The 22,594-nt window shown below is 46.0% G+C and carries 24 protein-coding genes; 17 read left to right on the forward strand and 7 right to left on the reverse strand.

The features are described from left to right. Positions 1-36: 36 nt before the first annotated feature. Positions 37-483, reverse strand: coding sequence for a hypothetical protein (locus ACN08W_RS00770; protein WP_419103188.1), 447 nt, complete (start codon positions 481-483; stop codon positions 37-39). A gap of 431 nt (positions 484-914) precedes the next feature. Here ACN08W_RS00770 and ACN08W_RS00775 point away from each other — a divergent pair, with 431 nt between their 5' ends. Continuing rightward, the gene (locus ACN08W_RS00775) at positions 915-1,448 is read left to right on the forward strand and encodes a YbhB/YbcL family Raf kinase inhibitor-like protein (protein ID WP_419103187.1); all 534 of its coding nucleotides are present in this window, start codon (positions 915-917) and stop codon (positions 1,446-1,448) included. Next, complete coding sequence (locus tag ACN08W_RS00780) at positions 1,445-2,266, forward strand: HAD-IIB family hydrolase (RefSeq protein ID WP_419108548.1); 822 nt, start codon at positions 1,445-1,447, stop codon at positions 2,264-2,266. The genes ACN08W_RS00775 and ACN08W_RS00780 overlap by 4 nt, the downstream gene beginning before the upstream one ends. Positions 2,267-2,573: 307 nt before the next feature. Here ACN08W_RS00780 and ACN08W_RS00785 read toward each other — a convergent pair whose 3' ends face one another. After that, complete coding sequence (locus ACN08W_RS00785; RefSeq protein WP_419108549.1) at positions 2,574-3,932, reverse strand: uracil-xanthine permease family protein; 1,359 nt, start codon at positions 3,930-3,932, stop codon at positions 2,574-2,576. Positions 3,933-4,210: 278 nt separating this feature from the next. After that, complete coding sequence (locus ACN08W_RS00790; protein WP_419103184.1) at positions 4,211-5,689, reverse strand: peptide MFS transporter; 1,479 nt, start codon at positions 5,687-5,689, stop codon at positions 4,211-4,213. A gap of 251 nt (positions 5,690-5,940) precedes the next feature. Between ACN08W_RS00790 and ACN08W_RS00795 the strand changes: the two genes are divergently transcribed. Continuing rightward, on the forward strand, positions 5,941-6,270 hold the full coding sequence (locus ACN08W_RS00795) for a rhodanese-like domain-containing protein (protein ID WP_419103183.1): 330 nt from the start codon (positions 5,941-5,943) through the stop codon (positions 6,268-6,270). Between the two features lie 162 nt (positions 6,271-6,432). Further along, positions 6,433-7,866: an anthranilate synthase component I family protein gene (locus ACN08W_RS00800; protein WP_419108550.1), complete on the forward strand. Its 1,434-nt coding sequence runs from the start codon at positions 6,433-6,435 to the stop codon at positions 7,864-7,866. On the opposite strand, the gene ACN08W_RS00805 is transcribed toward ACN08W_RS00800, so the two are convergent. Next, entirely contained in the window at positions 7,778-8,245 is a 468-nt protein-coding gene (locus ACN08W_RS00805; RefSeq protein ID WP_419108551.1) for a hypothetical protein, read from the reverse strand. The genes ACN08W_RS00800 and ACN08W_RS00805 overlap by 89 nt on opposite strands. Before the next feature lie 878 nt (positions 8,246-9,123). On the opposite strand from ACN08W_RS00805, the gene ACN08W_RS00810 reads away from it, so the two are divergent. From ACN08W_RS00810 to ACN08W_RS00825, 4 genes are all read left to right on the forward strand, one after another. Next, on the forward strand, positions 9,124-9,396 hold the full coding sequence (locus tag ACN08W_RS00810; RefSeq protein WP_419103180.1) for a hypothetical protein: 273 nt from the start codon (positions 9,124-9,126) through the stop codon (positions 9,394-9,396). An 18-nt stretch (positions 9,397-9,414) separates the two neighbouring features. Beyond that, the gene (locus ACN08W_RS00815) at positions 9,415-9,663 is read left to right on the forward strand and encodes a hypothetical protein (protein WP_419108552.1); all 249 of its coding nucleotides are present in this window, start codon (positions 9,415-9,417) and stop codon (positions 9,661-9,663) included. Then, on the forward strand, positions 9,633-10,256 hold the full coding sequence (locus tag ACN08W_RS00820; RefSeq protein WP_419108553.1) for an MFS transporter: 624 nt from the start codon (positions 9,633-9,635) through the stop codon (positions 10,254-10,256). Before ACN08W_RS00815 ends, ACN08W_RS00820 begins: the two co-directional genes overlap by 31 nt. Before the next feature lie 475 nt (positions 10,257-10,731). Then, entirely contained in the window at positions 10,732-10,923 is a 192-nt protein-coding gene (locus ACN08W_RS00825) for a methionine biosynthesis protein MetW (protein WP_419108554.1), read from the forward strand. Positions 10,924-11,248: 325 nt separating this feature from the next. Here ACN08W_RS00825 and ACN08W_RS00830 read toward each other — a convergent pair whose 3' ends face one another. Further along, entirely contained in the window at positions 11,249-11,488 is a 240-nt protein-coding gene (locus ACN08W_RS00830) for an antitoxin (RefSeq protein ID WP_419108555.1), read from the reverse strand. A gap of 424 nt (positions 11,489-11,912) precedes the next feature. On the opposite strand from ACN08W_RS00830, the gene ACN08W_RS00835 reads away from it, so the two are divergent. The 5 genes from ACN08W_RS00835 to ACN08W_RS00855 all read left to right on the forward strand — a co-directional run bounded on the left by ACN08W_RS00835 (position 11,913) and on the right by ACN08W_RS00855 (position 15,937). Further along, a complete protein-coding gene (locus ACN08W_RS00835; protein WP_419108556.1) occupies positions 11,913-12,119 on the forward strand; it encodes a hypothetical protein in 207 nt (68 codons plus the stop codon). 1,004 nt (positions 12,120-13,123) lie between these two features. Continuing rightward, on the forward strand, positions 13,124-13,351 hold the full coding sequence (locus ACN08W_RS00840) for a hypothetical protein (RefSeq protein ID WP_419108557.1): 228 nt from the start codon (positions 13,124-13,126) through the stop codon (positions 13,349-13,351). A gap of 7 nt (positions 13,352-13,358) precedes the next feature. Beyond that, positions 13,359-13,598 carry a hypothetical protein gene (locus ACN08W_RS00845; RefSeq protein ID WP_419103174.1) on the forward strand — a complete coding sequence of 80 codons (240 nt, stop codon included), beginning with the start codon at positions 13,359-13,361 and terminating at the stop codon, positions 13,596-13,598. Between the two features lie 1,008 nt (positions 13,599-14,606). Further along, positions 14,607-15,188 carry an orotate phosphoribosyltransferase gene (gene pyrE, locus ACN08W_RS00850; protein ID WP_419108558.1) on the forward strand — a complete coding sequence of 194 codons (582 nt, stop codon included), beginning with the start codon at positions 14,607-14,609 and terminating at the stop codon, positions 15,186-15,188. A gap of 77 nt (positions 15,189-15,265) precedes the next feature. Next, complete coding sequence (locus ACN08W_RS00855) at positions 15,266-15,937, forward strand: TrmH family RNA methyltransferase (protein WP_419101130.1); 672 nt, start codon at positions 15,266-15,268, stop codon at positions 15,935-15,937. Positions 15,938-16,040: 103 nt separating this feature from the next. On the opposite strand, the gene ACN08W_RS00860 is transcribed toward ACN08W_RS00855, so the two are convergent. Beyond that, the gene (locus ACN08W_RS00860; RefSeq protein WP_419103172.1) at positions 16,041-17,636 is read right to left on the reverse strand and encodes an SLC13 family permease; all 1,596 of its coding nucleotides are present in this window, start codon (positions 17,634-17,636) and stop codon (positions 16,041-16,043) included. Between the two features lie 523 nt (positions 17,637-18,159). On the opposite strand from ACN08W_RS00860, the gene fbaA reads away from it, so the two are divergent. The 3 genes from fbaA to ACN08W_RS00875 all read left to right on the forward strand — a co-directional run bounded on the left by fbaA (position 18,160) and on the right by ACN08W_RS00875 (position 20,225). After that, complete coding sequence (gene fbaA / locus ACN08W_RS00865; protein WP_419105772.1) at positions 18,160-19,182, forward strand: class II fructose-bisphosphate aldolase; 1,023 nt, start codon at positions 18,160-18,162, stop codon at positions 19,180-19,182. Positions 19,183-19,369: 187 nt separating this feature from the next. Then, complete coding sequence (locus tag ACN08W_RS00870) at positions 19,370-19,588, forward strand: hypothetical protein (protein ID WP_419108559.1); 219 nt, start codon at positions 19,370-19,372, stop codon at positions 19,586-19,588. Between the two features lie 211 nt (positions 19,589-19,799). Continuing rightward, a complete protein-coding gene (locus tag ACN08W_RS00875; RefSeq protein ID WP_419108560.1) occupies positions 19,800-20,225 on the forward strand; it encodes a DUF3151 domain-containing protein in 426 nt (141 codons plus the stop codon). A gap of 100 nt (positions 20,226-20,325) precedes the next feature. On the opposite strand, the gene ald is transcribed toward ACN08W_RS00875, so the two are convergent. Further along, a complete protein-coding gene (ald, locus tag ACN08W_RS00880; RefSeq protein WP_419108561.1) occupies positions 20,326-21,411 on the reverse strand; it encodes an alanine dehydrogenase in 1,086 nt (361 codons plus the stop codon). Between the two features lie 216 nt (positions 21,412-21,627). Between ald and pheA the strand changes: the two genes are divergently transcribed. After that, positions 21,628-22,545: a prephenate dehydratase gene (pheA, locus tag ACN08W_RS00885; RefSeq protein WP_419108562.1), complete on the forward strand. Its 918-nt coding sequence runs from the start codon at positions 21,628-21,630 to the stop codon at positions 22,543-22,545. Positions 22,546-22,594: the final 49 nt, after the last annotated feature.

Raw genomic sequence — 22,594 nt, forward strand, 5'->3', positions numbered from 1 at the left:
AAGCTACTGATAGTCGGTGCGCTGAACCCGAAAATATTATGCGCGTTTGAGAACTACCATAGCAGTGAGTCCCATAACAACACCATAAACGATGTGCCCCATCAAAGAGAGCAAGGTAGCGGATGTAATGGTGAATACTGGTGCTCCCATCATCAGTGGCATCATCAGAAGAGGTCCAACAATCCAGAACAGTACTCCGATAAGGCTACCTGCAATGAGTGCACCGGAAACGTGAGTAAGTGATTGGTCTTGACCTGAGAAGTGAATAATAGCGCCGGCAAGAGCACCAAATACACCAGAAATCATCATGTGCATTGCAAAGCCTACAAATGCTGATTCTGAGCCAATCATGCTAGCAAGCATGGGGAGCATTCCCATCATTGCCATCATCATGCCAAAAATAACGCCTCCTGCTAACCCTCCGATAGTAGTGGCTAGAATGGTGGACTTGGTGGTGTTAGAAAACGATTGAGTGTTCATCATATGTTCTTTCTTCTGTGTACAGAATGTATGTCATACTCTATGAAGCATTGAAAAGAAGTTCTGTGAAGGTGTTTACAGAACGGAAAATACTCTCTGAATTTTTTGAGAACGCATGGTAAAGGACGGCTGGAAAAATACACTTTTCATCTTTATTTAGTGTGTTTTAGCAGGTGAAAGCCTAAAAGTAGAAAATTTTTCTAAGGTAAATCTCATCTTTGGCTTCTATGATGATTCCTATGTTCTTGACGTGTTAGTCCAAGAACGCCCTTACTCTGATTCACGATGAGCAATACTGTTATTTTTATGGTGATGCCATGAAGAGACAAGCTGTTGTTCTTCAACGTGCTGACAACATGAGATAAAGGTTTATGCCAGTTCAGAATCAGGGTAATCTAAAGATATAAACTACTCTCATATAGGAGTGCACCCCCATGCTTCAACGCGAACCCTATGCACAGCTACCACAGCTGCCCTCTTTTACGCTTACATCTGAGGATCTTCGTGACGGAGAAAAAGCTCCGCAGTGGCTCACATCAGCTCTTTTTGGTGTTGAGGGAGGAACTGACACTTCACCACAGCTATCGTGGGAGGGTTTCCCTGAAGAAACTAAATCTTTTGTGGTGACATGTTTTGACCCTGACGCACCAACTCCTTCTGGTTTTTGGCACTGGTGTGTTTCAAACATTCCTGCCCAGGTGACATCTTTAGAGCGCGGTGCTGCACAGAAGCTACCAGAGGGTGCGCTTGCGCATCGTAATGACGGTGGCACTGACTCCTTTATTGGCTGTGCTCCTCCTGCCGGACATGGTGCTCACCGCTACATTTTCTGTGTTACCGCATTAGATGTTGAAAAGCTTGAGGTGGATGAGAATACTGCCCCTGCCGTCGTGGAATTTAACATTTTCTTCCACGGTATTGCTCGTGCTTTCTTAACAGTGACCTATGAGGAACATCCCTCTTCATGATGCGGCTAATTGCTAGCGATTTGGACGGCACCGTACTTGGAGAAGACTTTCGCTTTCGCCCCCGTACTATAGCTGCTTTAGAGGCAGCTATATCGGCAGGTGTTGAAGTGGTCTTTGTGACGGGCCGTCCCATTCGTTGGCTTACCCCTTTGCATGAGCAACTTGCCTATGATTCGTATGCGATTTGTTCTAATGGTGCGGTGGTGTATCACCTGGGGCGGGGTGAAATTGTTTCAACCTCTTTGACTCCTATGCGTGATATCGCCACCGCCCATCAGTGTTTAACAGAGTCTTTTCCTGAAGCAACGTTTACTCTTGAGACGCTTGAGAAGATTTATGTTCAGGGTGAGTTTGAAATAACGTCTGTCTTAGAAGGTGCTCCGATTATTTCTGGTGATTTATCAGATGCGTTTATCGAAGAAGATGCTGCAGTGAAGTATCTGATTCACCATCCATACGCGGATCCGTACGAGTTGTTAGAACGTGTACAAGCGGTGATTGGGGAATCTTTAGGAGCGACGCTGGGTGTGAAAGGTCAGGCGCTTGTTGAGATTGCTCGTGCTGATGTTCATAAAGGACATACCTTAGAACGTTTCGCGTATGAACGTGGTATTCCCGCTGCTGATGTTGTTGCTTTTGGTGATATGCCGAATGATGCGCAGATGTTGTTATGGGCAGGGGAGGGGTATGCGATGGCTTCTGGCTCTGCTGCTCTGATTGAGCAGGTAGGACGTACCTGTCCTGCTTTTAGTGAAGATGGTGTAGCTCAAATTATCGAAGAGTTTTTGAGTGCGCACTGTGATAATTCTGAAAAATAACCCTTTTCTTTATCTTTTGTGCAGTAAATATTTCCTCGCATAATCAGCTTGACTAGGATAAATATTATTTCGATATCGAATCGTTATGAGATGTTCAGGTTTCTCTCACTTTATACCTATTCTTCCCAAAGGTGAACAGTGTTAACTATTGATTAGACGGTTCGATAGAGCCCTTGCTGAGAAGCGAAATGTGTGTGTGATAATGTTATCGACTTTCGAGTTGATGATAAAAGGAAGAAGCCAGGCTGGGGAGCCTGGCTTCTTCCTTTTATCTAAAAGATACTAACCTCGTAGCAAGCAGAACAGCCTAGAGAATTGCAGAGCGTTCTGAATCGTCGGTAGAAGAATCTGAAGACATTGGCTCTAACGGTTCGGGTGCACTTTGACGAGAACGCGCAATAAACGCCATCGCATGGTACACCACAAGAGTTGCCGCAGTACCTAAAGCAATACCAGCGAACTGAAGATTACCAATATCCCACGTGTAGTCAGCAATGCCAATAATGAGAGCGACAGAAGCAGCACTCAAATTCACCTGATTTGAGAAATCTACACGGTTTTCTACCCAAATACGCACACCAAGCATACCAATCATGCCGTAAAGCACAGTCGCTGCGCCACCAAGAACACCAGCAGGAACAGACGCTACAGCCGCACCAAAGACAGGGAATACGGAAAGCGCAATCGCAAAAAGAGCCGCAAACCAGTAAGCAGCAGTCGAATACACCTTAGTCGCTGCCATGACACCAATATTCTCTGCATAAGTGGTAGTACCAGAGCCACCACCCATACCCGCAATTGTTGTTGCAAGACCGTCAGCCATGATGGCACGACCAGAATAAGAATCAAGATTTTCACCAGTCATCAGAGCAACAGACTTAACGTGCCCAATATTCTCAGCGACCAGAATAAGAATGACTGGAATGAACAAACCTGCTAGGTTCCAATGGAACTCAGGCGCTTGGAAATGAGGAAGGCCAATCAGCCCTTGTTCTTCCCACGTCTTATGAATAACGCTAAAGTCTACTTCTCCACGAATGACAGCAGTCAGGTAGCCAATCATAACGCCCAAGAGGATGGACAAACGTCCTGTCATCCCTCTAAAGATAACGGAAATGAGAAGTATGGAACTAAGAGTGACGAGAGCCGTAACAGGTGCTTTCATGAAGTTATCTTTTGCGCTAGGGGCAAGATTGAAACCGATGAGAGCAACAATAGCGCCCGTAACGAGCGGCGGCATTAACGCTGTGAGCCATGCGGTGCCAGCCACCTGAACGATAAGTCCCACTATAAAAAGTGAGATACCTGCCATGACAATGCCGCCAAGAGCACCAGCTGGTCCTGCCTGATTCATCGCAGCCCCGATAGGGGCAATAAAAGCAAAAGAAGATCCAAGGTAGGAAGGTACTCGTCCTGCGGTAATGATGAGGAAGAGAATTGTTCCTAATCCAGAGAAGAGAAGCGTCGTTGCCGGCGGAAAACCGGTAATCAGAGGCACAAGGAAGGTTGCACCGAACATGGCAACAACATGTTGAGCGCCAATTCCGATGGTGCGTCCCCATGTGAGTCGTTCGTGCGGAGCAACGACGTTTCCGGGGGAAATATGTTTACCGTTACCGTGAAGTTCCCAACGGAACGGGGAACGAGGTGAGGTATTTGAGCTCATAAGAGGCTCCTGCTGATTGTGAGTATGTAAAAGAACCGCTGATTATTGTACGCCAAAATATGACAGGAAACCCCACCTGAACCCAAGAAAAGCAATAGACAGAGCACACATACAAGGTGAAACACTCCACCAACATATGCCAAACTCAACGGTTAAGAGCCATATAACGACATCTCTTAAACCACAAAACACCACATAAACAACCGGTGGGTGCACCATCATCATGGTGCACCCACCGGCAGAATAATAATTCTTGAACGCTTATAGGCCTCAGCTCATTAACGGATACCTTTCATACGCTGAAGAATCCAACCATTGAAGAACCAGAGGATAATGCCGATAACAATGGTGCCAACACCGAGGATGGAGAAATAGGCTACCTCAGTCTCCTCAGAATAGAACTGTGCCAACCAACCAGAAAGCACCGTTCCCATGGACACTGACGTAAAGTAGAACGCCATCATATTGCTTCGATGAGCTTCAGGGGCAAGCTTTGTCGCTAGCGAGAAACCCACCGGAGAAATCGTCAACTCAGCGATGGAGTACACAAAGAGGATAAGAACAATCCAACCAACATTGACAGAAGGGTTACCTGCCTGTGTCAGGAAGATCAGGAACGCAATACCTACACCAATGATGCCAAGGGCAAATTTAATAGGTGTTGGAGGCTGACGATCACCAAGTTTGGTCCACATCGTACTAAAAACAGTACCGAAAAGGATAATAAAAATAGGGTTGATGGAGTTAATGGTGCTGGGAGGGAATTCAAAACCAAGAATGTTCCAGTCAAGGCGAGTATCAGAGTACACTGCCATGACGGTGAACTGCTGCTGGTAGAGAGCCCAAAATACGGCGTTACCAACCCATAGCGGCAAGAACGCAATAACTCGTGAATGCTCTGTCTCAGTGGTCTGCTGTGAGGTGAGTAGCTGGTACGCTAACGCAGAAGCGCCAAGGAGGATAAGACCCATGACCCAGCTAGAGAGATTATCTGCAGTCACAACACCCAAGGAAAGAAGAAGCGCAATGATACTGAGCACCGCGATAGCTGCAATGCTGTAACGGCGTTTTTCGTGTCCTTGGAGAGGATCAGAAATAGTGTGAACCTCAGCGGGAAGATTCTTACGTGTCAAAGAATATTGAATGAGACCAAACGCCATACCAATGGCAGCTAGACCAAAACCAAAGTGGAATCCAAGAGTCTTCCATGCAAAGCCAGTCAATAGAGGACCAAGGAGAGCACCAATATTAACACCGATATAGAAGATAGTGAACCCAGCATCTCGTCGCGGGTCAGTTCGTGAGTAGAGTGATCCGACGAGCACTGACGCGTTAGTTTTAAGGCCACCAGAGCCGATTGCGACAAGAACCATACCGATAATAACTCCGGCAACACCAGGGAGTAATGCAAGAGCTATATGCCCTGCCATAATGGCAAGCGCCGAATAGAACAATGTTCGTTCTGGCCCAAATACGCGGTCACCGAAGAACCCTCCGACGATAGCGAAGAGGTAAACCATCGACCCATAAGCGCCGATGATACCGGTAGCTGAACTTTCTGGAAGTCCAAGGCCACCGTCTGCCACCGAATAGTAGAGGTAGTAGACCATGATGCCTTGCATGCCGTAGAACGAGAAACGTTCCCACATTTCTACGGAGAAAAGGTTTGCCAGCATACGGGGATGGCCAAAGAATTTTTTGCCGGTCGGGTTATGAGGATCCGATACCGGAGAGTTTCCTGCTGCTGCAGAATTCATATCAACTCGCTAAATTTTTTTTTGGGGTACTGATACATCTTGTACACAGATGTTTTCTTGTAAAACCTTAGTCCAAAAACTGGTTTATCTGCATATTCTTAGCATATTGCCTTGTAAAACATGCTTTATCCGAGGAAACACATCGTAAATTAGGAGAAACTTTTTAACATTCCTTCAAAAATCCTCTTGTTGGTTCGTCCATCTAATGGAAGAGTTGTATCTAACGTCCGTATTTCTAGGAGTAAAAAATCATGAATGACGAGCTATCGCAAGTAACTGTTGAACAGATTCCTGAAGGCGCTAAAATTCTTGACGTTCGAGAAGACTTCGAATGGGAAGCTGGCCATATTCAAGGCGCTCAACATATCCCACTGGGAGAGGTACCTGCACGTTACGGAGAAGTACCTACCGACGTTGATGTGTATGTTATCTGTCGTTCCGGTGGACGTTCTTTGAAAGCAACTGCCTATCTTAACCAGTACGGTTTTGATGCGATTAACGTTCTTGGTGGAATGGGCGCGTGGGCAGATGCTCAAAAACCTATGGTTTCTGACAATGGAGACACTCCTCAAGTTCTCTAAAATACTGTACTTTTCACGCCTTTTATGAAGCCTTAGAGAACATCGAGAACAAGAGGTGTTCTCACTAAGTATTTTAGTGAGAACACCTCTTGTCTGTAGGGCAAAAGAATCTACCGGATAGAAGAAAATTATCAGTCCCGTACATCCGGTAGCATATATTGGGTGAATAAGCCTGTGGAACTAGAGATTTTAGCTCTGAGCTACCCTATTGAACCTGCCCAAGCCTATCCGGTTATTACTGCTGATAGCAGGTATTCTTATTGGCTTGATAGCGCTTTAGCCAGCTCTAGCATGTCTCATTATTCTTATATTGGTGTAGTTCCTGAAGACTCCCAGATATTGCACTATGTTCACGCTGGAACACCAACCCCACAAGTACACCTCTACGACGGAAACGGAACACCCAACGGCACCATTGATGGTGACATCTGGGAAGTTCTCCACCAAAAATTAGAGACAGCACCCACCCCCGCATCGGGCACCATGTCCTCTCCTGAAGAGACTCTACTACTGGGCGGATACGTCGGATATTTTGGGTACGAAACACACCTCGATTTAGACATCGGTGCTAATACCCCACATGCAAAAAATGCTCCCCGTACTACACCAGATGCTTTATGGTTTCCTGCAACGAACTACCTCATCTATGAGCACCGCACAGCAAAGAGCTGGCTAGTTGGAGATAGCACATGGATCCATCACATGGAGCGGCAGCTTCGTAACCTCACGATATACCAGCCAATTCCGGCACCTCCGTTGAACTTTCCAACGCCCTCAAAACAGGACTATTGCCAGCATGTAGAAACATGCCTAGAGCAGATACATGACGGCAACAGTTACGAAGTATGCCTCACCACCGCCACACACATACACACAGAAAAACCGTTGAGTGCAGAAGAAGCCCTAGGGATTTATCTCGCTCAAAGAGAAAAGAATCCTGCCCCTTACGCCGCTTTCTTCAACTGTGCAGGATGGTATGTGCTCAGTTCTTCCCCAGAACGCTACCTTCAGGTGAAAAACACCGGAATCGTGGAAACGAAACCTATCAAAGGCACCATTCCTCGCAGCCACGACCCCGTAGAAGACCAACAACGAGCACAATGGCTCAGGGACGACCCAAAAACACGGGCTGAGAACCTGATGATTGTTGACCTACTGCGAAATGATCTCTCAACAGTGAGCCAACCAGGTACGGTTAACGTTCCGGTGCTGATGGGAGTAGAAAGCTACTCTACGGTACATCAACTTGTGTCCACTATTCGTTCACAGTTACGTGAGGGAATCACTGCTGTTGATGCAGCGGCCGCATGTTTTCCTGGCGGCTCGATGACCGGAGCACCTAAAGCATCTACGATGAGCATCATTGACTCATTGGAAAAACGCGCTCGCGGAGTATATTCGGGTGCTCTGGGATTTTTTAGTGCAGACGGTTCGGCTGAGCTATCCATTGTGATTCGCACACTCATTATCGACGCTGACGGCACCATATCTGTGAGCGCAGGAGGCGCTATCGTCTACGACTCTCATCCTGAAGCTGAGTATCAGGAGATGCTGACGAAGTTGAACGCTGCTGTGCCACATAGAGGGCAACCATAATTAACGGTAACTGCAAGGGCAGACGACGTAGCCGTTGAGCATCTGTCTCAAATACCCCTGGAATATCAATCCCTTCAAGGTATTGATAAATATTGGCAGGGAAAACTGCCACAAATAGTGCTGTGGCTGCTAAACCAGCAGCTTTTCGTGCTCGTGGTGCGAGTAGGAGTGTTCCTCCGATAGCGAGCTCTGCTACGCCAGAAAGGTACACAATATTTTCAGCTGAGCCTGGAACTATGGGTGGAACAATACTCGCGAACTTTTCGACTGAATCTTTTTTGAAGTGCAACGCACCCATGAAGCTCAGACCGGCACCAAGAACGTAGCGTGTTATTTTTTGGGATGTTTTTTCGGTTGGGTCAGAAGAAAAAATACTCATATTTTCAGTCTAGTCGGTTCTTGATGTAGTAGAGAGGTGTCAGCTAGTTCCGGAAAATGTATCTATAAGAGTCAAAACATCGTCACGTATAGTTGAATCATCTAATTGGGTAATAGATTCTCATTGTCACCAGAGGACAGAAAGATTTTAGATTAACAAGTGGCATTATTAAATGTCTTTTCTGGTATCTGGCCTTTTGCTGGGTTGCTTGGGTATTGGATGTTTAGAGCAATGTGGAGCAGGAAACAGGTTAGAACGAGGTTTATAAAGGCTCAGGCTAATTAGCGGTTTGATAGCGGAACCGGCGTTTGTCTGGCAAACATGGTCTATATGTGCAGGCTTGGTTGTTTGCTGGAAGTACGTGTTAGGAACAACGGGTGACAGCTAGCGGTCCTATCAATCAGAATCAGTGGGTCTTCAAAATCGTGTTTTACCGTAGCGATACTCAGCCGAACTTTTCGGTAGCTACTTGCCTGTCATACGAATCCTTCAATGCGTGCAAACCTAGTTACATCATCAATGTGAACAAAATACCGGAACTGTATATCACAAGCTGGGTGCTTCTGGTCGGGTCACCGTTGCGATGTTATGTCTATAAAAACGACACATGAGTAGTGTAAAAATTTATGGATTTTTCTTGTTCCTGCCATGGCGTTGAGACACGGGGCGTCGGGTCGTCAAATAAAGATTTGGTCATAGGGTTGCCGCTTGTGCCATCAATGAAAAAACTAGAGTAATTTATGGAATAAATATTATAATTTTATAAATTTTCTTGAGAAAATTTAAGTCTCACTTTAACAAGGTGGTTTAAATAAAATGAGCGATTACCTGTTTTGGTGATTTGTTTATCAATATCCATCAGCTGATAGGAGTCTCAGATGCTTACATGGCTAGGAATCAAAAACAACACGCAGGAACAACCAGCCCGACAGTTCTTTGGTCGCTCAAAGAAAAAGACAGTTACCCTCACCCTTATAGGGGCACTGTGTCTCCTATGGGGTGTGCCGGTAGTTGTCAAAGCGCTATTGCCAGAAAAATGGGGCAATGATCCGGTAGGGGCAGTCATACCGGGACTCATTGGGATACTGGTAGCAGTACTCATGGTGATGGTTGTAGAGCGACTAGATTGGGACAAACAATCCCCACGATAAAGGGTAAGAGCTGCATTTATGAGTTACATAGATGATTTCTTTAAAAGGTCTGACACTAAAATTGCCACAGGTATAGCTTGCGTAGCACTATTTCTAGGAAGCTTTGGAGATGAGGCAACGCAAGTTATGTTTGCCTTACGTTTTTCAGAGACAGGTCAAACTGAACCTGCACAAGTATCTGCATTACTTGCTGCTGGGCTTCTTGGAGGTATATCAGCTGGCTTTTTTCACTTCGTTTGCTTGCATTTTTCGGCGCTCGGCGTGTAATCAATATTGTATTTATCGCTGAAGCAACACTTATTGCTGTTGCATCATTTATGAATACACTGTTCTGGTGTCTCATAGTTTCCGCAGCACTTGGGTGTCTAGGCTCTATACTCTGGTCTGCGGTGATGGTTGCGCTTCCCGCATTGTTTACTGATGAGGCAGGAATCGATAGAGCAAACCGAGTGATTCAATCGGTACGTAACCTTGGATATGTTGTTGGACCACTCATTGGAAGTATCTTTTTTGCCTTATCACCCGGGCCTCAGGGGTTCTTGTATGTAGCTATTCTCATGCTTATTTCTGTAGCCTGCACTGCTATATCGTTACCTAAACTATTGAACGTTGGTGTAGGCACGAAAAATAGTTATGGAGATAGTAAAAGCGTAGATATATTGGGATTACTCCGGACTGAAGGAGTATCTCGTGCAATCACTCCGCTCCTCATTACAGTTTTGGTAACTAGCGCATTAAACGTTCTTCTTCTGGTAAGAATCCGTAATGAACTCGGTATAAACGCCGAGATTTACGGAGTTATCGTTGCAACGTTGAGCACGGGCCTGGTAGCAGGCCCCGTAATTTTTCTAGCTTTGTAGGAAAGAAAATCGGCGAGGCGTCTGGTGCTTCTATAGCAGTAGCCGTAATTGGTCTCAGCATCGTAATAGTAGGTTCAACACAACTTACTTGGCAGATAGTGGTAGCAGCAGCATTCATTGGCGTTGCTAACGGTGTTCAAAACACTCTAATGTCAGGGTTCATCATCAAAAGAGTAGACTCGACAAAGCGAGTTCTTCAGATGCCTGCCTATGTTTTACTCCTGCAAACTGCAGTATTTATAGGTTTTATTGGTTCCGCTTTTATACATGTTGATTAAGCTGGTCTTGCTTTAGTTATAGTCGGTTTTATAGCTACGTTCGTAGGATTATTTGGCGCGTTTGTAAATCGGTCTAATAAACAACAACTTTCAAAAAAAGAAAAGAGGATACTGAGATGACTGCTGGAACAAGCAGATTTGAGCATAATCAATTAGCATTAGATGCCGTTGATTTGCAACCACCAATAGACAAAATCGTGAGGTCTGGAATAGCAAAACTTCGAGTAAGCCAATACTATTTCGATGAGCCCTTGTTTGATAAATACGAAGCAACAACTGTCCGAGCAACATGGGACTTTGCCGCCGCTGAGAGCATCGCAAACGACGGAGATGAAGTACTTGATCTTGGATGTGGTGATGGGCGGCTTCTCTTGCACCTTGCTGGGTAACGTTTAGGGTGATTCTAAGTGTTCAAGAGCCGTTTTCACGAAGCCAGATTTTCTCTTTGACTGCACGATAGGGAAGGCAAACAGCTCATTAATCTAGGGTGTGACATTTGGGTGGAAGTTAAAAATCCATGTAAGCACTGTTTAACCTAGTTAATAACCGTTTTTACCCCTATTTTTACTCCACTACAAAAAAGCTTCTTTCAAGAAGTTTTTTCATTAAACCTCGTACTTAAACGTGCGCGTGAGAAGCTGTAGATAACTCGCCACCTCTCAGAGGTGTTTTATCTGCTTATCAAAGACCTTCATCCATAAAGAATTAGCTATGTTATAGACTTAATTCAGTACGGATTTCATCAAGGGTATATGTGCGGACTCTACCTTCACGTATTGCTTGAGCACGAGTCTGCAATTCATAAGCATGTTCAAGTTCTGAGATACTCTGTTCCAATGCCTCTTTGACATAAAAAGCAACAGGGCGTTCAGTGCGCTGAGCCAATGCATTTAAACGCTTTTTGAGGGTGGTTGGTATGCGTACTGTGAGTACGCTATCTGATGTAGTAGCCATGTAACATACATGGCACATTGTATTGTGCGTGGTCAAGGAGTTTGAATCAAGAATTTTGGGATATTTTATTTCTCATTCCTTATACGTGACTCTAAAAAGATTTCCCCGTACACACGAGGGTTTGGTGGCTTTATCAATTTGTGATGTGATAAGTTGACTGATTATTTTTGCCATGATTGGATTAATATTATGCTAACCAACAGGGTAGAGGTGCTCAGATGGAAAAAAGAACAATGACTTTTATGAAAAAATTTCAACTGGTTTTGTTGTTGGATTTCTAACTCTTGGCTTAGCAGGAGGAATATACACTCCTGCAGTTGCGGAAGAGTGTAAGGGCGAAACGAAAACTGAGGTCGTATCAGTTGATTTTATTACTGGCAGCCAAACCAATGATGTTAAGTTAGATTCCTGCAAAGTCCAGAAAATGATTGATGGGTATGGGCAGGTAAAGGACTCGGCAGGACTTGCTGGCCTTTTGGGCTCGGGTTATTGGCCTGTTGGAGTAGCGGGCGGAATCTTCTTCGGATGGGCCTGGAATAACCAGGAAAAGCTTAAAGAATGTGCTCAAGATGGAAATGGGGTCACTTTCACAGAAATCAACGGAATTGTTACAGGCTGTTCATCTCAATAAAGGTGCTGAATTAAAGTGCTAACAAAAAATAAAATTATCCTGCCTTTGGTATTTTTTGCTATCGGTATATCTCTACTAGTTGCTAGAAGCATGGGCTTTATAAACGAAGCTGTCAGTAACTATTCGATGCTAGCTCTGCTAATTATCGCGATAAGCACTGGGATATATGTTGCAAGCGTTGCGCGGTCGAGCCATTCATAAGGAGCCGATAGAGAATTTAGAACGGGCTTAGAGCAGTTTTAGATAAAAAAGAACTGGAAGAACGGTAACTCTTCCGGTTCACAAATTCCGTCTCGTGTCTTACTGCGAAAGGAATCCAAGCTTGTGTCTACGAGTCTAGTACTATCCAGCAGAACCGCAACAAAAGAAGCCCGGTTCGCCGTACACGTCACAGACGCCCAGAGGGTCTTTCTCTGCTCAGAAACCAGGAGCGCCCCGCTGGCCAAAACCCCTACGGGCAGACCTATACAAGTACGCGTTTTAACAGCCCAGCCCCTTTTTCTATCGTGCGTTGGTTATCGACATTGACCACGTTTTCGCGTCTAATTACGTCTTTGATTTGCCCCTTTTTATAAAAATCTTTTGAGAGGAGTTTGCGAGCGCATTGGGGTGCGTGACGGGGGTATAAGGCGACGCTTAGCAAGTACAGTGTAATCACCAAACGTGGAGCTTCTTAGGCCTCTTGTTTTAGCGTAGTTGATGTTGGCTCTGGTGGCAACTGTTGGTGTTGGAAGCTAAGGGGTGGTTCTTGTCGTCGTGTGGTGGTTTGTAAGAGTAACTAACTGGACTTGTACTGTCTAGTTGCGTCCAGCGCTCACTCTTTGTCGAACAGAGCAGGGGGATCCCCCAACTAACTAGAAAATACTTGTTTTGATATTTAAAAAATACCTGTTTTGACGTTTACTTCTCTCAAAAAGCTCTCTACAGTGAGATACAAGTCATGCATAACATATGTTTTGCATAATAAGAGCGGGAGGGTTTCATGATTTTAAGAAACTGCTTCTGTGCTTAACGCCTTCAGGTGTGAAGTTGACTGGAACTATGGTTGCCCAGCTCCTATAGCTGGATTTTTGCCGGTCAGCGACTATCTTCTAGCAGCTCAGAATTGGTGTGAAGTAGCTTGGGTGTTAGCTTGGCTAGTTGATGTCAACGTGCTTGAAGGCGGACTCGTAGGTATTGTGACATATCTGGTAGCTGCAGGTGTCTGGTGTGCAACCCCATGGGTGATTTAGGAGAAAAATGTTTGGAAACGAAAAGGTAAAAACTCTGTTGCGAATGTTTCAGACGAAAGGTGTCTACGAGTATTTTGCAACACCAGAGCTACAGATGTTCTGTGGTTATGTTGTAGCAGGGCAACGTAGGCAAGCAATTGCAGAGTATGCGCGGGTGTTCCCAAATGCCTCAATTGTTGAGAGATATGTGGCATTTGAAGCAGCGAAATCTTTGGGGAACGCTACTTTAACTAGTTTCCAAAAGTAGTATTCTCTCCAGATCTATAACCCGTTCCAATTCCACCCACGCACTTCCCTATCAGCTCTGACCCGGTTTATAGGAACTTTTTTCTTACACACGTCTGGCGTTGAAATGCACCACTGCCGCGTCAGTATGAGGTAATAATTGGCTAAGGGATGCCCTAAGCCTTGTGAATTTTTTAGGAACATATTGACCATTCCCAGGATTCGCTCTATAGTTGTTCAAAACATTTGCAAATATGTTCTGAATCACATTTTTAAATTCGGTAATGGATTCTCGTAGCAATTGGGAGTCGTCATGAAAAGGTCCATAAGATAGTGGCAGCTGCTGCCGATCTAACTTTCGTCATGAACGAGGTGTTTGATTTGCTAGGAATAGGGTCATGTGTTTCTTTGGTTAGAGAACTCCGAGGGTAGAAAGGGCTTAGATTAATAATTGACACTATTAAATATAATTTATGTGGCTCTCTGGATGATAATAATTATTTTTGCATCTAAGAGGTCTTATGAAAAAGATAATATTTTTAGAAGCAATCCAATAATTCTCTCACTACTTTCAATACTCGCATTTTCTGCATATATACGCAATCCATTTGTAGATACATTGGTTTACTTTAGTGGGGTCCTTGCCTGTGTTGCTTCTATATGTATTGGAATATTCTTAGCAAAACTAGGGAAATAGATATAATTAGGTATGGAAAAAATTCCACAACCTACTATATAACTGATATGTATTCCTGCGACCTATAAGGTAAAACGAGCATGATAGAGTACCCCCTAACTGGGGTGCACACTTAACTATTCAGGGTCAAAAAGTTCCCGCTTGTGAAAAGTAGCAGGACCAACACAGAACCAGTTGCTTCGCAAACAGAATAACTGTGTACTACCGAATCAAATGTTTACCACTGGCAACCAAACTGGCCATGATGCCGAAGCGTAGATACCTACGAGTTTTTCATCATCTTAGTGATGCTTTATCTCGTGTGAACCGAAGAAGATGACTAGACTAGAGAGCATGACTAAGCTCTCCGAAAAAATGCCCGTTGAACAAGCTCGCCAACGCCTACAAGAACTCATCCGAGAACTTGCCGTTGTTCACGGAAAAGTAACTCTAGCTTCTGGTCAGGAAGCAGACTACTATGTGGACTTGCGTCGAGTAACCTTACACCACGAGGCTTCACGTCTTGTCGGGCAGGTCATGTTAGACCTGATTGACTCTGCCGGTATTGAATTTGATGCAGCTGGTGGGCTCACCATGGGTGCTGATCCTGTCGGGCATGCCATCATGCGCGCTGCCGGCGACGAAGACCGCGCTATTGACACTTTTGTGGTTCGTAAAGCGCAGAAATCGTACGGTATGGGACGTCAAGTAGAAGGCCCTAACGTGCAAGGACGTCGTGTTGTCGCTGTTGAAGATACCTCAACCACCGGTGGTTCTGCCTTGACCGCGGTTGAAGCCCTACGCTCTGCCGGCGCTCAGGTAGTTGCTGTGGCTGTGATTGTAGACCGTGCTACTGGCGCAAAAGAACATATTGAAGAGGTTGCAGGAGTCCCTTGCCTCTATGCATACTCAAAAACTGATTTAGGCCTCGATTAAAAAACTTTTCTGGTGGTAGCAGCTGCACCTTTTCTGGTGTCGCTGCTACCATTCTTTTCTTGGCAGATGGAGATAAGGTGAGCGAAGAATACGCTAGCTCAAAAGATGAAAAAACCTCCGCGGAACTATCTCACACCATTGGTGTTGGCCCGTGGGAAGGAGAGCTTCCAGAAGGTGACTGGTGGGATGAGCAGCTCTTACGAGAAGGCGACCGCCGTAACGTTGTTGATAAATACCGTTACTGGAAAATGGAAGCAATTATTGCTGATCTCGACACCAAGCGTCACAACTTCCATGTTGCTATTGAAAACTGGCAACACGATTTGAATATTGGAACTGTTGTGCGTACAGCTAATGCGTTCCTTGCGCAAGAAGTACATATTATCGGTAAACGGCGTTGGAATAGACGCGGCGCAATGGTGACTGACAGGTATCAGCATGTGCGTCATCACCCCACAATTGAAGAGTTCTTAGAGTGGGCGCGTAGTGAAGATATTGCTGTTATTGGTATCGATATTTTTCCAGATTCACAGCAGTTAGAAACTTACGATTTACCTGAAAAATGTGTTCTTGTTTTTGGGCAAGAAGGCCCCGGTCTTTCACCAGAGATTCACCATGCAGCAGAAGCTACTTTATCTATCGAACAATTTGGTTCTACACGTTCGATGAACGCGGCAAGTGCTGCAGCAGTGGCCATGCACGCATGGGTACGTCGCCATGTCTTTGGGCAAAAAGTGCATTCGTCCTAGGGCTTTATAACTATTAAAATGATGCTGGTGGGGCGGTTAAGAACATTCTTAACCGCCCCACCAGTAATGTATCTCTTAGTTTTGGGCCGTTATATTTCTGTTGTTAGAGGGAAAAGACCCAGGTGGCTAGAGTCATGGTGGTTGCAGTAATGAGGAAGACCCCGATGACGTTGAGCCAGAAACCGCCTTTAATCATTTGCGAGATGGAGACATAACCAGAGCCGTATGCAATGGCGTTGGGCGGGGTAGCTACTGGAAGCATGAAAGCGCAGGTTGCTGAGAGCGCAACAGGAATAGCTAGTAGCATTGGGTTGAATCCCATTCCCATGGCGATACCACCGGCAACAGGTAAGAAGGTTGCTGCTGTTGCAGTATTTGAGGTTAACTCTGTGAGGAAGATTACTCCTGCTGTTACTAAGAAAATCATGAGCACTAGAGGCAGCGCGTCGAGGTGACCTACTGCTTTACCAATCCATTCGGTAAGACCGGATTTTGTGAATTGGCTAGAGAGTGCAAGGCCTCCACCAAAAAGCATGAGGACGCCCCAAGGTAGTTGCATCGCAGTATCCCAGTCGATGAGTCGAACACCTTTTTTACCGGCTTTGCCAGCGGGGAGCATGAAGAGAATACATCCGACGAGGATGGCAATTCCGGCGTCAGTAATAGGTGCTTGCTTGCCCCAGATAACGGGGATAAGAATCCATGCAAGTGCTGCACCAATGAAGATAATGAGCACTTGAAGCTCTCCTGAGCTCATGGGACCAAGTTTCTTGTACTCGTTATTGATGAGTTCTTTACCGCCTGGAATCTCTTTAATTTCGGGTCGGAATACTACTTGGGTGAGCATAAACCAGCAAATGAATAACATGATGACGGCTAGGGGAACACCAACAAGCATCCATTGTCCAAATCCAATGACGATGTTGTGCGTATCAGCAAGGTAACCGGAAAGTAGGGTGTTTGGTGGGGTTCCAATGAGCGTTCCTAGCGAACCAATAGATGCAGAATACGCGATACCGAGCATGAGTGCCGTACCAAAATTTGATGTGACGAGTTCTGCTGTCGCATCTTTGGTGCTTGTTCCTGTGTCTTTATGCTGAATTTGAGCGATAAGGGTTAGAACTGAAACGCCGATGGGGAGCATCATGACAGCTGTTGCAGTGTTGGAGACCCACATGGAGAGGAAGCCTGTAGCTATCATGAAGCCGGCAACCATGGCTGAGGGTCGGGAGCCCATAACTCGTAGGGTGAGAAGGGCGATACGCCGGTGCAGGTTCCACCTTTGCATGGCAAGGGCTAGGAGGAATCCTCCCATGAAGAGGAAGATGATGCTGTTGCCGTAGGAGGCTCCTACGTCGTTGATTTTTACTTCTGGGTTGAAGACCGGAAAAATCACTAATGGTAGCAGTGCTGTTGCGGGTATGGGGAGAGCTTCTGTCATCCACCAGCCACCCATGAGGACGGCCGTAGCTGCGGTGAGTCGTGCGGCGTGAGGCATATCTGCTGGCAGGATGCAATACATCAGTACTGCTGCGAATAGACCTCCGAATAGGCCGATGAGTCGCTTGGTGCGTTCACCGGATTCTATTTCTTCTGCACGTGAGCCTCGTGAGAGTTGTACTTGATCGATGGTTTGTGTAGGGACTGGCTCGTAGTTTTTGAGGTGGTCCCCTGTGACGTGTGGGTGCGGATTACTCATAGTGGTAGTTCCTTTATTGCTGTGTGGAGGGCGCGTCGTTGAGCCCTCACAAAATGTGATGCGTATTCGGTGATTCTAGCCACAAGGTTGGTGGTAAAGCTATCTTAGGCACGCCGATAGTGTAGAAAAAGACATCTTTTATTCCAAAAAATGAGAATTGTTCTAGGTGTGTTGTGTAGGGGCGTGATGTGCCATTGTGTGAGATTTAGTCAGCTTTCTTGGTGGTGGTATTTAATGGCGTGGAAAAGCGTGGGTTTTGCTGTGACATTTGAGTTTAGTAGGCTTTTTCTTTCCCGTGGAAAGGGTGTTAAAGCTGGTAATAGTTGTTTGTAAGGTGACGAAATAGCGTGTTATTAAGTGGGTTTATGTCCGAAACATTGCGAAAAATTCCGTAGCTATTAGCCTGTAAGTTGCTAGAATAAGAAGTACAAACGTGCGCTTATGTCACATAGCTGAACAAGCGTACCGTGAACACGCAGTCATCAATACCGGTGGCTATCTAACAAAACTCCAAGGAGTCCGCATGCCTATTGCAACCCCGGAAAAATACGCAGAAATGCTCGAAAACGCAAAGACTAAAGGTTTTGCGTACCCTGCAATCAACGTTACTTCCTCTCAGACGCTCAACGCTGCTATCGCAGGTTTCGCAGAAGCAGGATCTGACGGTATTATCCAGGCCTCAACCGGTGGCGCAGCTTACTGGTCTGGATCTAGCAAAAAAGACATGGTCGTTGGTGCACTCGCATTTGCCGCATACGCCAAAGTTGTCGCAGCGCAATACGATGTAAACATTGCACTACACACCGATCACTGCCCCAAAGACAAGCTAGACTCCTATGTTCTTCCCCTTCTCGAAGAATCCGAAAAAGCTGTAGCTCGTGGCGAAGACCCCATCTTCAACTCTCACATGTGGGACGGTTCTGCTATCTCACTAGAAGAAAACCTCGAAATCGCTCAGCAGATGATTGCACGTACCGCAAAGAACCACCAGGTTCTTGAGGTTGAAATTGGTGCAGTCGGCGGCGAAGAAGACGGTGTAGAAGGCGCTATCGACGACTCTCTCTACACCACTGTTGAAGACGCTATCAAAACTGTAGAAGCTATTGGACTTGGCGAAAAAGGCACCTACATGGCAGCTCTTACCTTCGGCAACGTCCACGGCGTTTACAAGCCCGGTAACGTGCACCTTCGCCCTGAACTCCTCAAAGAAATTCAGGAAGAAGTCGGCGCGAAGTACGGTAAAGAGAAGCCCTTCTACCTTGTATTCCACGGTGGTTCTGGCTCTACTGAGCAAGAAATTGCCGACGCTGTATCTTACGGTGTTGTCAAGATGAACATTGACACTGACACCCAGTACGCATACACCCGCCCTGTTGCTGGACACATGTTCTCCAACTACGACGGTGTTCTTAAAGTTGACGGCGAAGTCGGAAACAAGAAGACCTATGATCCTCGTGTATGGGGCGCTGCAGCAGAAGCTGGCATGAGCGCTCGCGTTGTTGAGGCTGCCCAGCAGCTTGGCTCTGTGGGGACATCTATCAAGTAGTTCTTGCAAGAATAACGTTTTATCGTTGTTACGGTGCGACAGGTTCACAATGTGAGCTTGTCGCACCGTATTTTTTATTGATTTTCTAAAGATTTTGTTGACTTTCTAAGAATATGAAGAGTAACATCGCTCACAAGGGTGAAGTGTTTTACCCAAAATGCATCGGCAATCTTAAGGAGAATCTGCGATGTCTGTAGAAACAACAACGGTGTTCGTTCTCGTATATCTTTTAGTGGCGCTTACGGTAGGAGCGTTGGTTGTCGCAGTGCTGGTGACCCAGCTTAAAAAGAACCTGCTTGCTATCAAATGGTATAAAACTCAGAACCTTGAGCAGGTAGAGCACCCTGAAACATCAAAAAGAGATAGCGTTCTAGGCGTCAACGGCGTGACCTCTTTTGCCGAATAACGTAACTAAGTATTTTCTCTCAGAGGTAGCTAACTTTTATTAGATGATTGAAAAGCTGCTCGTCATCAACTTGTTGTGGCGGGCAGCTTTTCTTGCGTGCCGTAAATGAACTAAGGTCAGGGCAATCCTCGGTAGGATGACTGCGTATACTCCTTGCATAATAGTTGAGGGACAAAAAATTGTAATTACACAAAAAAGAGGGAAAAATATCATGTCTTTAGCCGGAAAAAATCTTCTAGACGGGCCTGCCCCCACCTATTTACCAGAAGAAACAGAATTGCTTGCCCGCATTGAACAAGGGGAATCGCCTGAATCGTTAGCGCACTCCTTCCCTAAATCATCACTGGCGTGGGCGCTTCTTGCGGAAAAAACACTGGAGGAAGGTAACCTGATTCAAGGTTATGCTTACGCTCGTGTGGGATACCACCGCGGGCTAGATTCTCTCCGTGCTAATGGTTGGCGTGGGCACGGCCCCATACCCTATACTCACCTGCCAAACCGAGGTTTTCTCAAAGCCTTATATCTACTGGGTGGAGCAGCATCTGCGATTGGAGAGTCAGATGAAGCTGAACGGATTGAAAAATTCCTCAACGACTCTGACTCTGAAGCAGCACAACGACTAAAACAAACTTCCTAAAATATCTTTACCTGATACAAGCACAGTACGTCATAAGGGGTGGTGTTCAAGAGAAAAAAATTCTTGAACACCACCCCTTATGGCATGACGAAGCGAAAACTTACTTCACTAAGTCAGGGAATGCATCTGCAACAGCTGGGAACGTAATTTTTCCGCTATCAGTGTTGAGTCCTGCTTGCAAGGAAGAATCTTCTGATAACGCTTGATCAACGCCCTGTGCAAGCTTGAGGATATAAGGCAAGGTGGCATCGGTCAGTGCCACCGTAGAGGTACGTGGAACAGCTCCCGGCATATTTGCGACACAATAATGACGGATGCCATCGACCTCATAGATAGGGTCTTGATAGGTGGTTGGTCGGGAAGTCTCAAAACAACCACCCTGATCAATTGCTACGTCGATGAGCAATGCACCAGTTTTCATAGAAGACAGGTGCTCTCGGCGTACTAGCTTAGGAGCTTTTGCCCCAGGGACAAGCACTGACCCAACGACAACATCTGCCTCGGAAATCTCACGCGCAATATTGCGTGGAGTTGAGTTCAGAATACGAGCTGTAGAACCAAAGATAGTATTCAACTCGCGTACTCGAGGGCCGTATCCTTCAAGAATGGTGACTTCGGCACCAAGTCCTACGCACATCTGTGCCGCATGGGTACCAACATTGCCGCCGCCAAGGACAACAACTCGTGCCGGTGCAACACCTGGAACGCCACCAAGAAGGATGCCAGGGCCACCTTGGGAACCCAATAGATATTGTGCTGCTGCAGAGCCGGCAAGACGACCTGCAACCTCACTCATGGGTAGGAGTAACGGTAGGGCTCGCCCAACGCGTACTGTTTCATAAGCAATAGCACGTGTTTTTGCTGTTATGAGAGCTTGTGTGAGTGGTTTGTCTGCTGCAAGGTGAAGATAAGTAAATAGGGTTAAATCTTCGCGTAGATACTGGTATTCGGATTCAATAGGTTCTTTGACCTTGACGAGAAGTTCTGCGTTGTTCCATGCCTCATCTGCGCTGACAAGGCGTGCACCAGCTTCTTGGTATTCTTTGTTGCTAAAGCCTGCTCCGACGCCGGCGTCGGTTTCTACAAGAACTTCATGTCCCACTTCGACGAGAGCGTGAACACCGTCTGGGGTCATGCCAACTCGTTGTTCTTGTGGTTTTATCTCGCGGGGTACGCTAATGCGCATGAGATCCTCCATTGGACTGAAATATACAAATAGGCCTTGTGTGACCTAAATATCATTCTCTAGCGGTTGCGCAAAGATAACAATTGTGTGTGAGATACTTCACCTTTGGGTGGTTGTTTAATATGTAAAACACCGTCATGATGCCTAACCCAAGCACCTTTTATACACCTGTCGCTACGTCAAAACACCTCCTAAGAAACAGATACACTAGAACGCATGCGCTACACCTTCCTCGGACCATCTGGAACCTTCACCGAATCGGCACTTCTGAGTATTCCCGAAGCTCATACCAGTGAACGCTTCCCCTCACCCACCGTTCCTGCCGCCTTTAGAGCACTTCTCTTAGACCAAGCAGACGCGGCTATGGTCCCTATCGAAAACTCTGTAGAAGGAGGAGTCAGTGCAACGCTTGACTCTATCGCTCGTGAAAAAAGCTTGCGAATTATCCGCGAAGTGCTCGTACCCATCGAATTCTCCCTCGTAGCACGCAAAAATATCAACCTTGACGATATTCAACGTGTATCAACACATTCCCATGCATGGGCACAAATACGACAGTGGGCAGAACAACACATTCCACAAGCAGACTATGTTCCAGAGCAATCAACAGCGGCTGCCGCCATGGGTCTATTTGAAGATCACCCCACCTATGATGCTGCGGTCTGCGCACCAGCTGTCGCTCAAAACAACCCTGAGCTAACTGTCCTTGCAGAAAACATTGGTGACAACAAACAAGCTGTTACACGGTTTATTTTGGTTGCAAAAAACCCCGTTATCCCCGAACCTACTGGTGCAGATAAAACAACGCTGGTAGTTCCGTTGCCTCAAGATAAACCTGGAGCATTACTTAACCTCCTAGAACAATTCTCGACTCGTGGTATTAACCTTTCGCGTATCGAATCGCGTCCAACAGGACAGTTCTTAGGGTCATACTTTTTCTCAATTGACGCTGACGGTCACCTTTTTGAATCACGGATGCAAGATGCGTTACGTGGACTCCATAGAATCAGCCCGCAACTCACCTTTTTAGGGTCATATCCTCGTGCGCTCTGCGAAAAAAATACTGTAGACCCTGTGCATACTGATAAGGCATTCTCTCAAGCTGAGCAGTGGGTAAAATCCCTACTGCAATAACCTATCCCCTTAGCTGACTATAAAATCACGGGGTGTATATTCCATCTTC

Source organism: Rothia sp. CCM 9419, from assembly GCF_048512815.1.
In the GTDB taxonomy this organism is placed as follows: Bacteria; Actinomycetota; Actinomycetes; order Actinomycetales; family Micrococcaceae; genus Rothia.

What these genes read in the sequence shown, in the direction of transcription:
- ACN08W_RS00770 (WP_419103188.1), bottom strand. Translation starts at nt 483, where the DNA reads ATGATGAACACTCAATCGTTTTCTAACACCACCAAGTCCACCATTCTA.
- ACN08W_RS00775 (WP_419103187.1), top strand. Translation starts at nt 915, where the DNA reads ATGCTTCAACGCGAACCCTATGCACAGCTACCACAGCTGCCCTCTTTT.
- ACN08W_RS00780 (WP_419108548.1), top strand. Translation starts at nt 1,445, where the DNA reads ATGATGCGGCTAATTGCTAGCGATTTGGACGGCACCGTACTTGGAGAA.
- ACN08W_RS00785 (WP_419108549.1), bottom strand. Translation starts at nt 3,932, where the DNA reads ATGAGCTCAAATACCTCACCTCGTTCCCCGTTCCGTTGGGAACTTCAC.
- ACN08W_RS00790 (WP_419103184.1), bottom strand. Translation starts at nt 5,689, where the DNA reads ATGAATTCTGCAGCAGCAGGAAACTCTCCGGTATCGGATCCTCATAAC.
- ACN08W_RS00795 (WP_419103183.1), top strand. Translation starts at nt 5,941, where the DNA reads ATGAATGACGAGCTATCGCAAGTAACTGTTGAACAGATTCCTGAAGGC.
- ACN08W_RS00805 (WP_419108551.1), bottom strand. Translation starts at nt 8,245, where the DNA reads ATGAGTATTTTTTCTTCTGACCCAACCGAAAAAACATCCCAAAAAATA.
- ACN08W_RS00810 (WP_419103180.1), top strand. Translation starts at nt 9,124, where the DNA reads ATGCTTACATGGCTAGGAATCAAAAACAACACGCAGGAACAACCAGCC.
- ACN08W_RS00815 (WP_419108552.1), top strand. Translation starts at nt 9,415, where the DNA reads ATGAGTTACATAGATGATTTCTTTAAAAGGTCTGACACTAAAATTGCC.
- ACN08W_RS00830 (WP_419108555.1), bottom strand. Translation starts at nt 11,488, where the DNA reads ATGGCTACTACATCAGATAGCGTACTCACAGTACGCATACCAACCACC.
- ACN08W_RS00835 (WP_419108556.1), top strand. Translation starts at nt 11,913, where the DNA reads ATGATTGATGGGTATGGGCAGGTAAAGGACTCGGCAGGACTTGCTGGC.
- ACN08W_RS00845 (WP_419103174.1), top strand. Translation starts at nt 13,359, where the DNA reads ATGTTTGGAAACGAAAAGGTAAAAACTCTGTTGCGAATGTTTCAGACG.
- pyrE (WP_419108558.1), top strand. Translation starts at nt 14,607, where the DNA reads ATGACTAAGCTCTCCGAAAAAATGCCCGTTGAACAAGCTCGCCAACGC.
- ACN08W_RS00860 (WP_419103172.1), bottom strand. Translation starts at nt 17,636, where the DNA reads ATGAGTAATCCGCACCCACACGTCACAGGGGACCACCTCAAAAACTAC.
- fbaA (WP_419105772.1), top strand. Translation starts at nt 18,160, where the DNA reads ATGCCTATTGCAACCCCGGAAAAATACGCAGAAATGCTCGAAAACGCA.
- ACN08W_RS00870 (WP_419108559.1), top strand. Translation starts at nt 19,370, where the DNA reads ATGTCTGTAGAAACAACAACGGTGTTCGTTCTCGTATATCTTTTAGTG.
- ACN08W_RS00875 (WP_419108560.1), top strand. Translation starts at nt 19,800, where the DNA reads ATGTCTTTAGCCGGAAAAAATCTTCTAGACGGGCCTGCCCCCACCTAT.
- ald (WP_419108561.1), bottom strand. Translation starts at nt 21,411, where the DNA reads ATGCGCATTAGCGTACCCCGCGAGATAAAACCACAAGAACAACGAGTT.
- pheA (WP_419108562.1), top strand. Translation starts at nt 21,628, where the DNA reads ATGCGCTACACCTTCCTCGGACCATCTGGAACCTTCACCGAATCGGCA.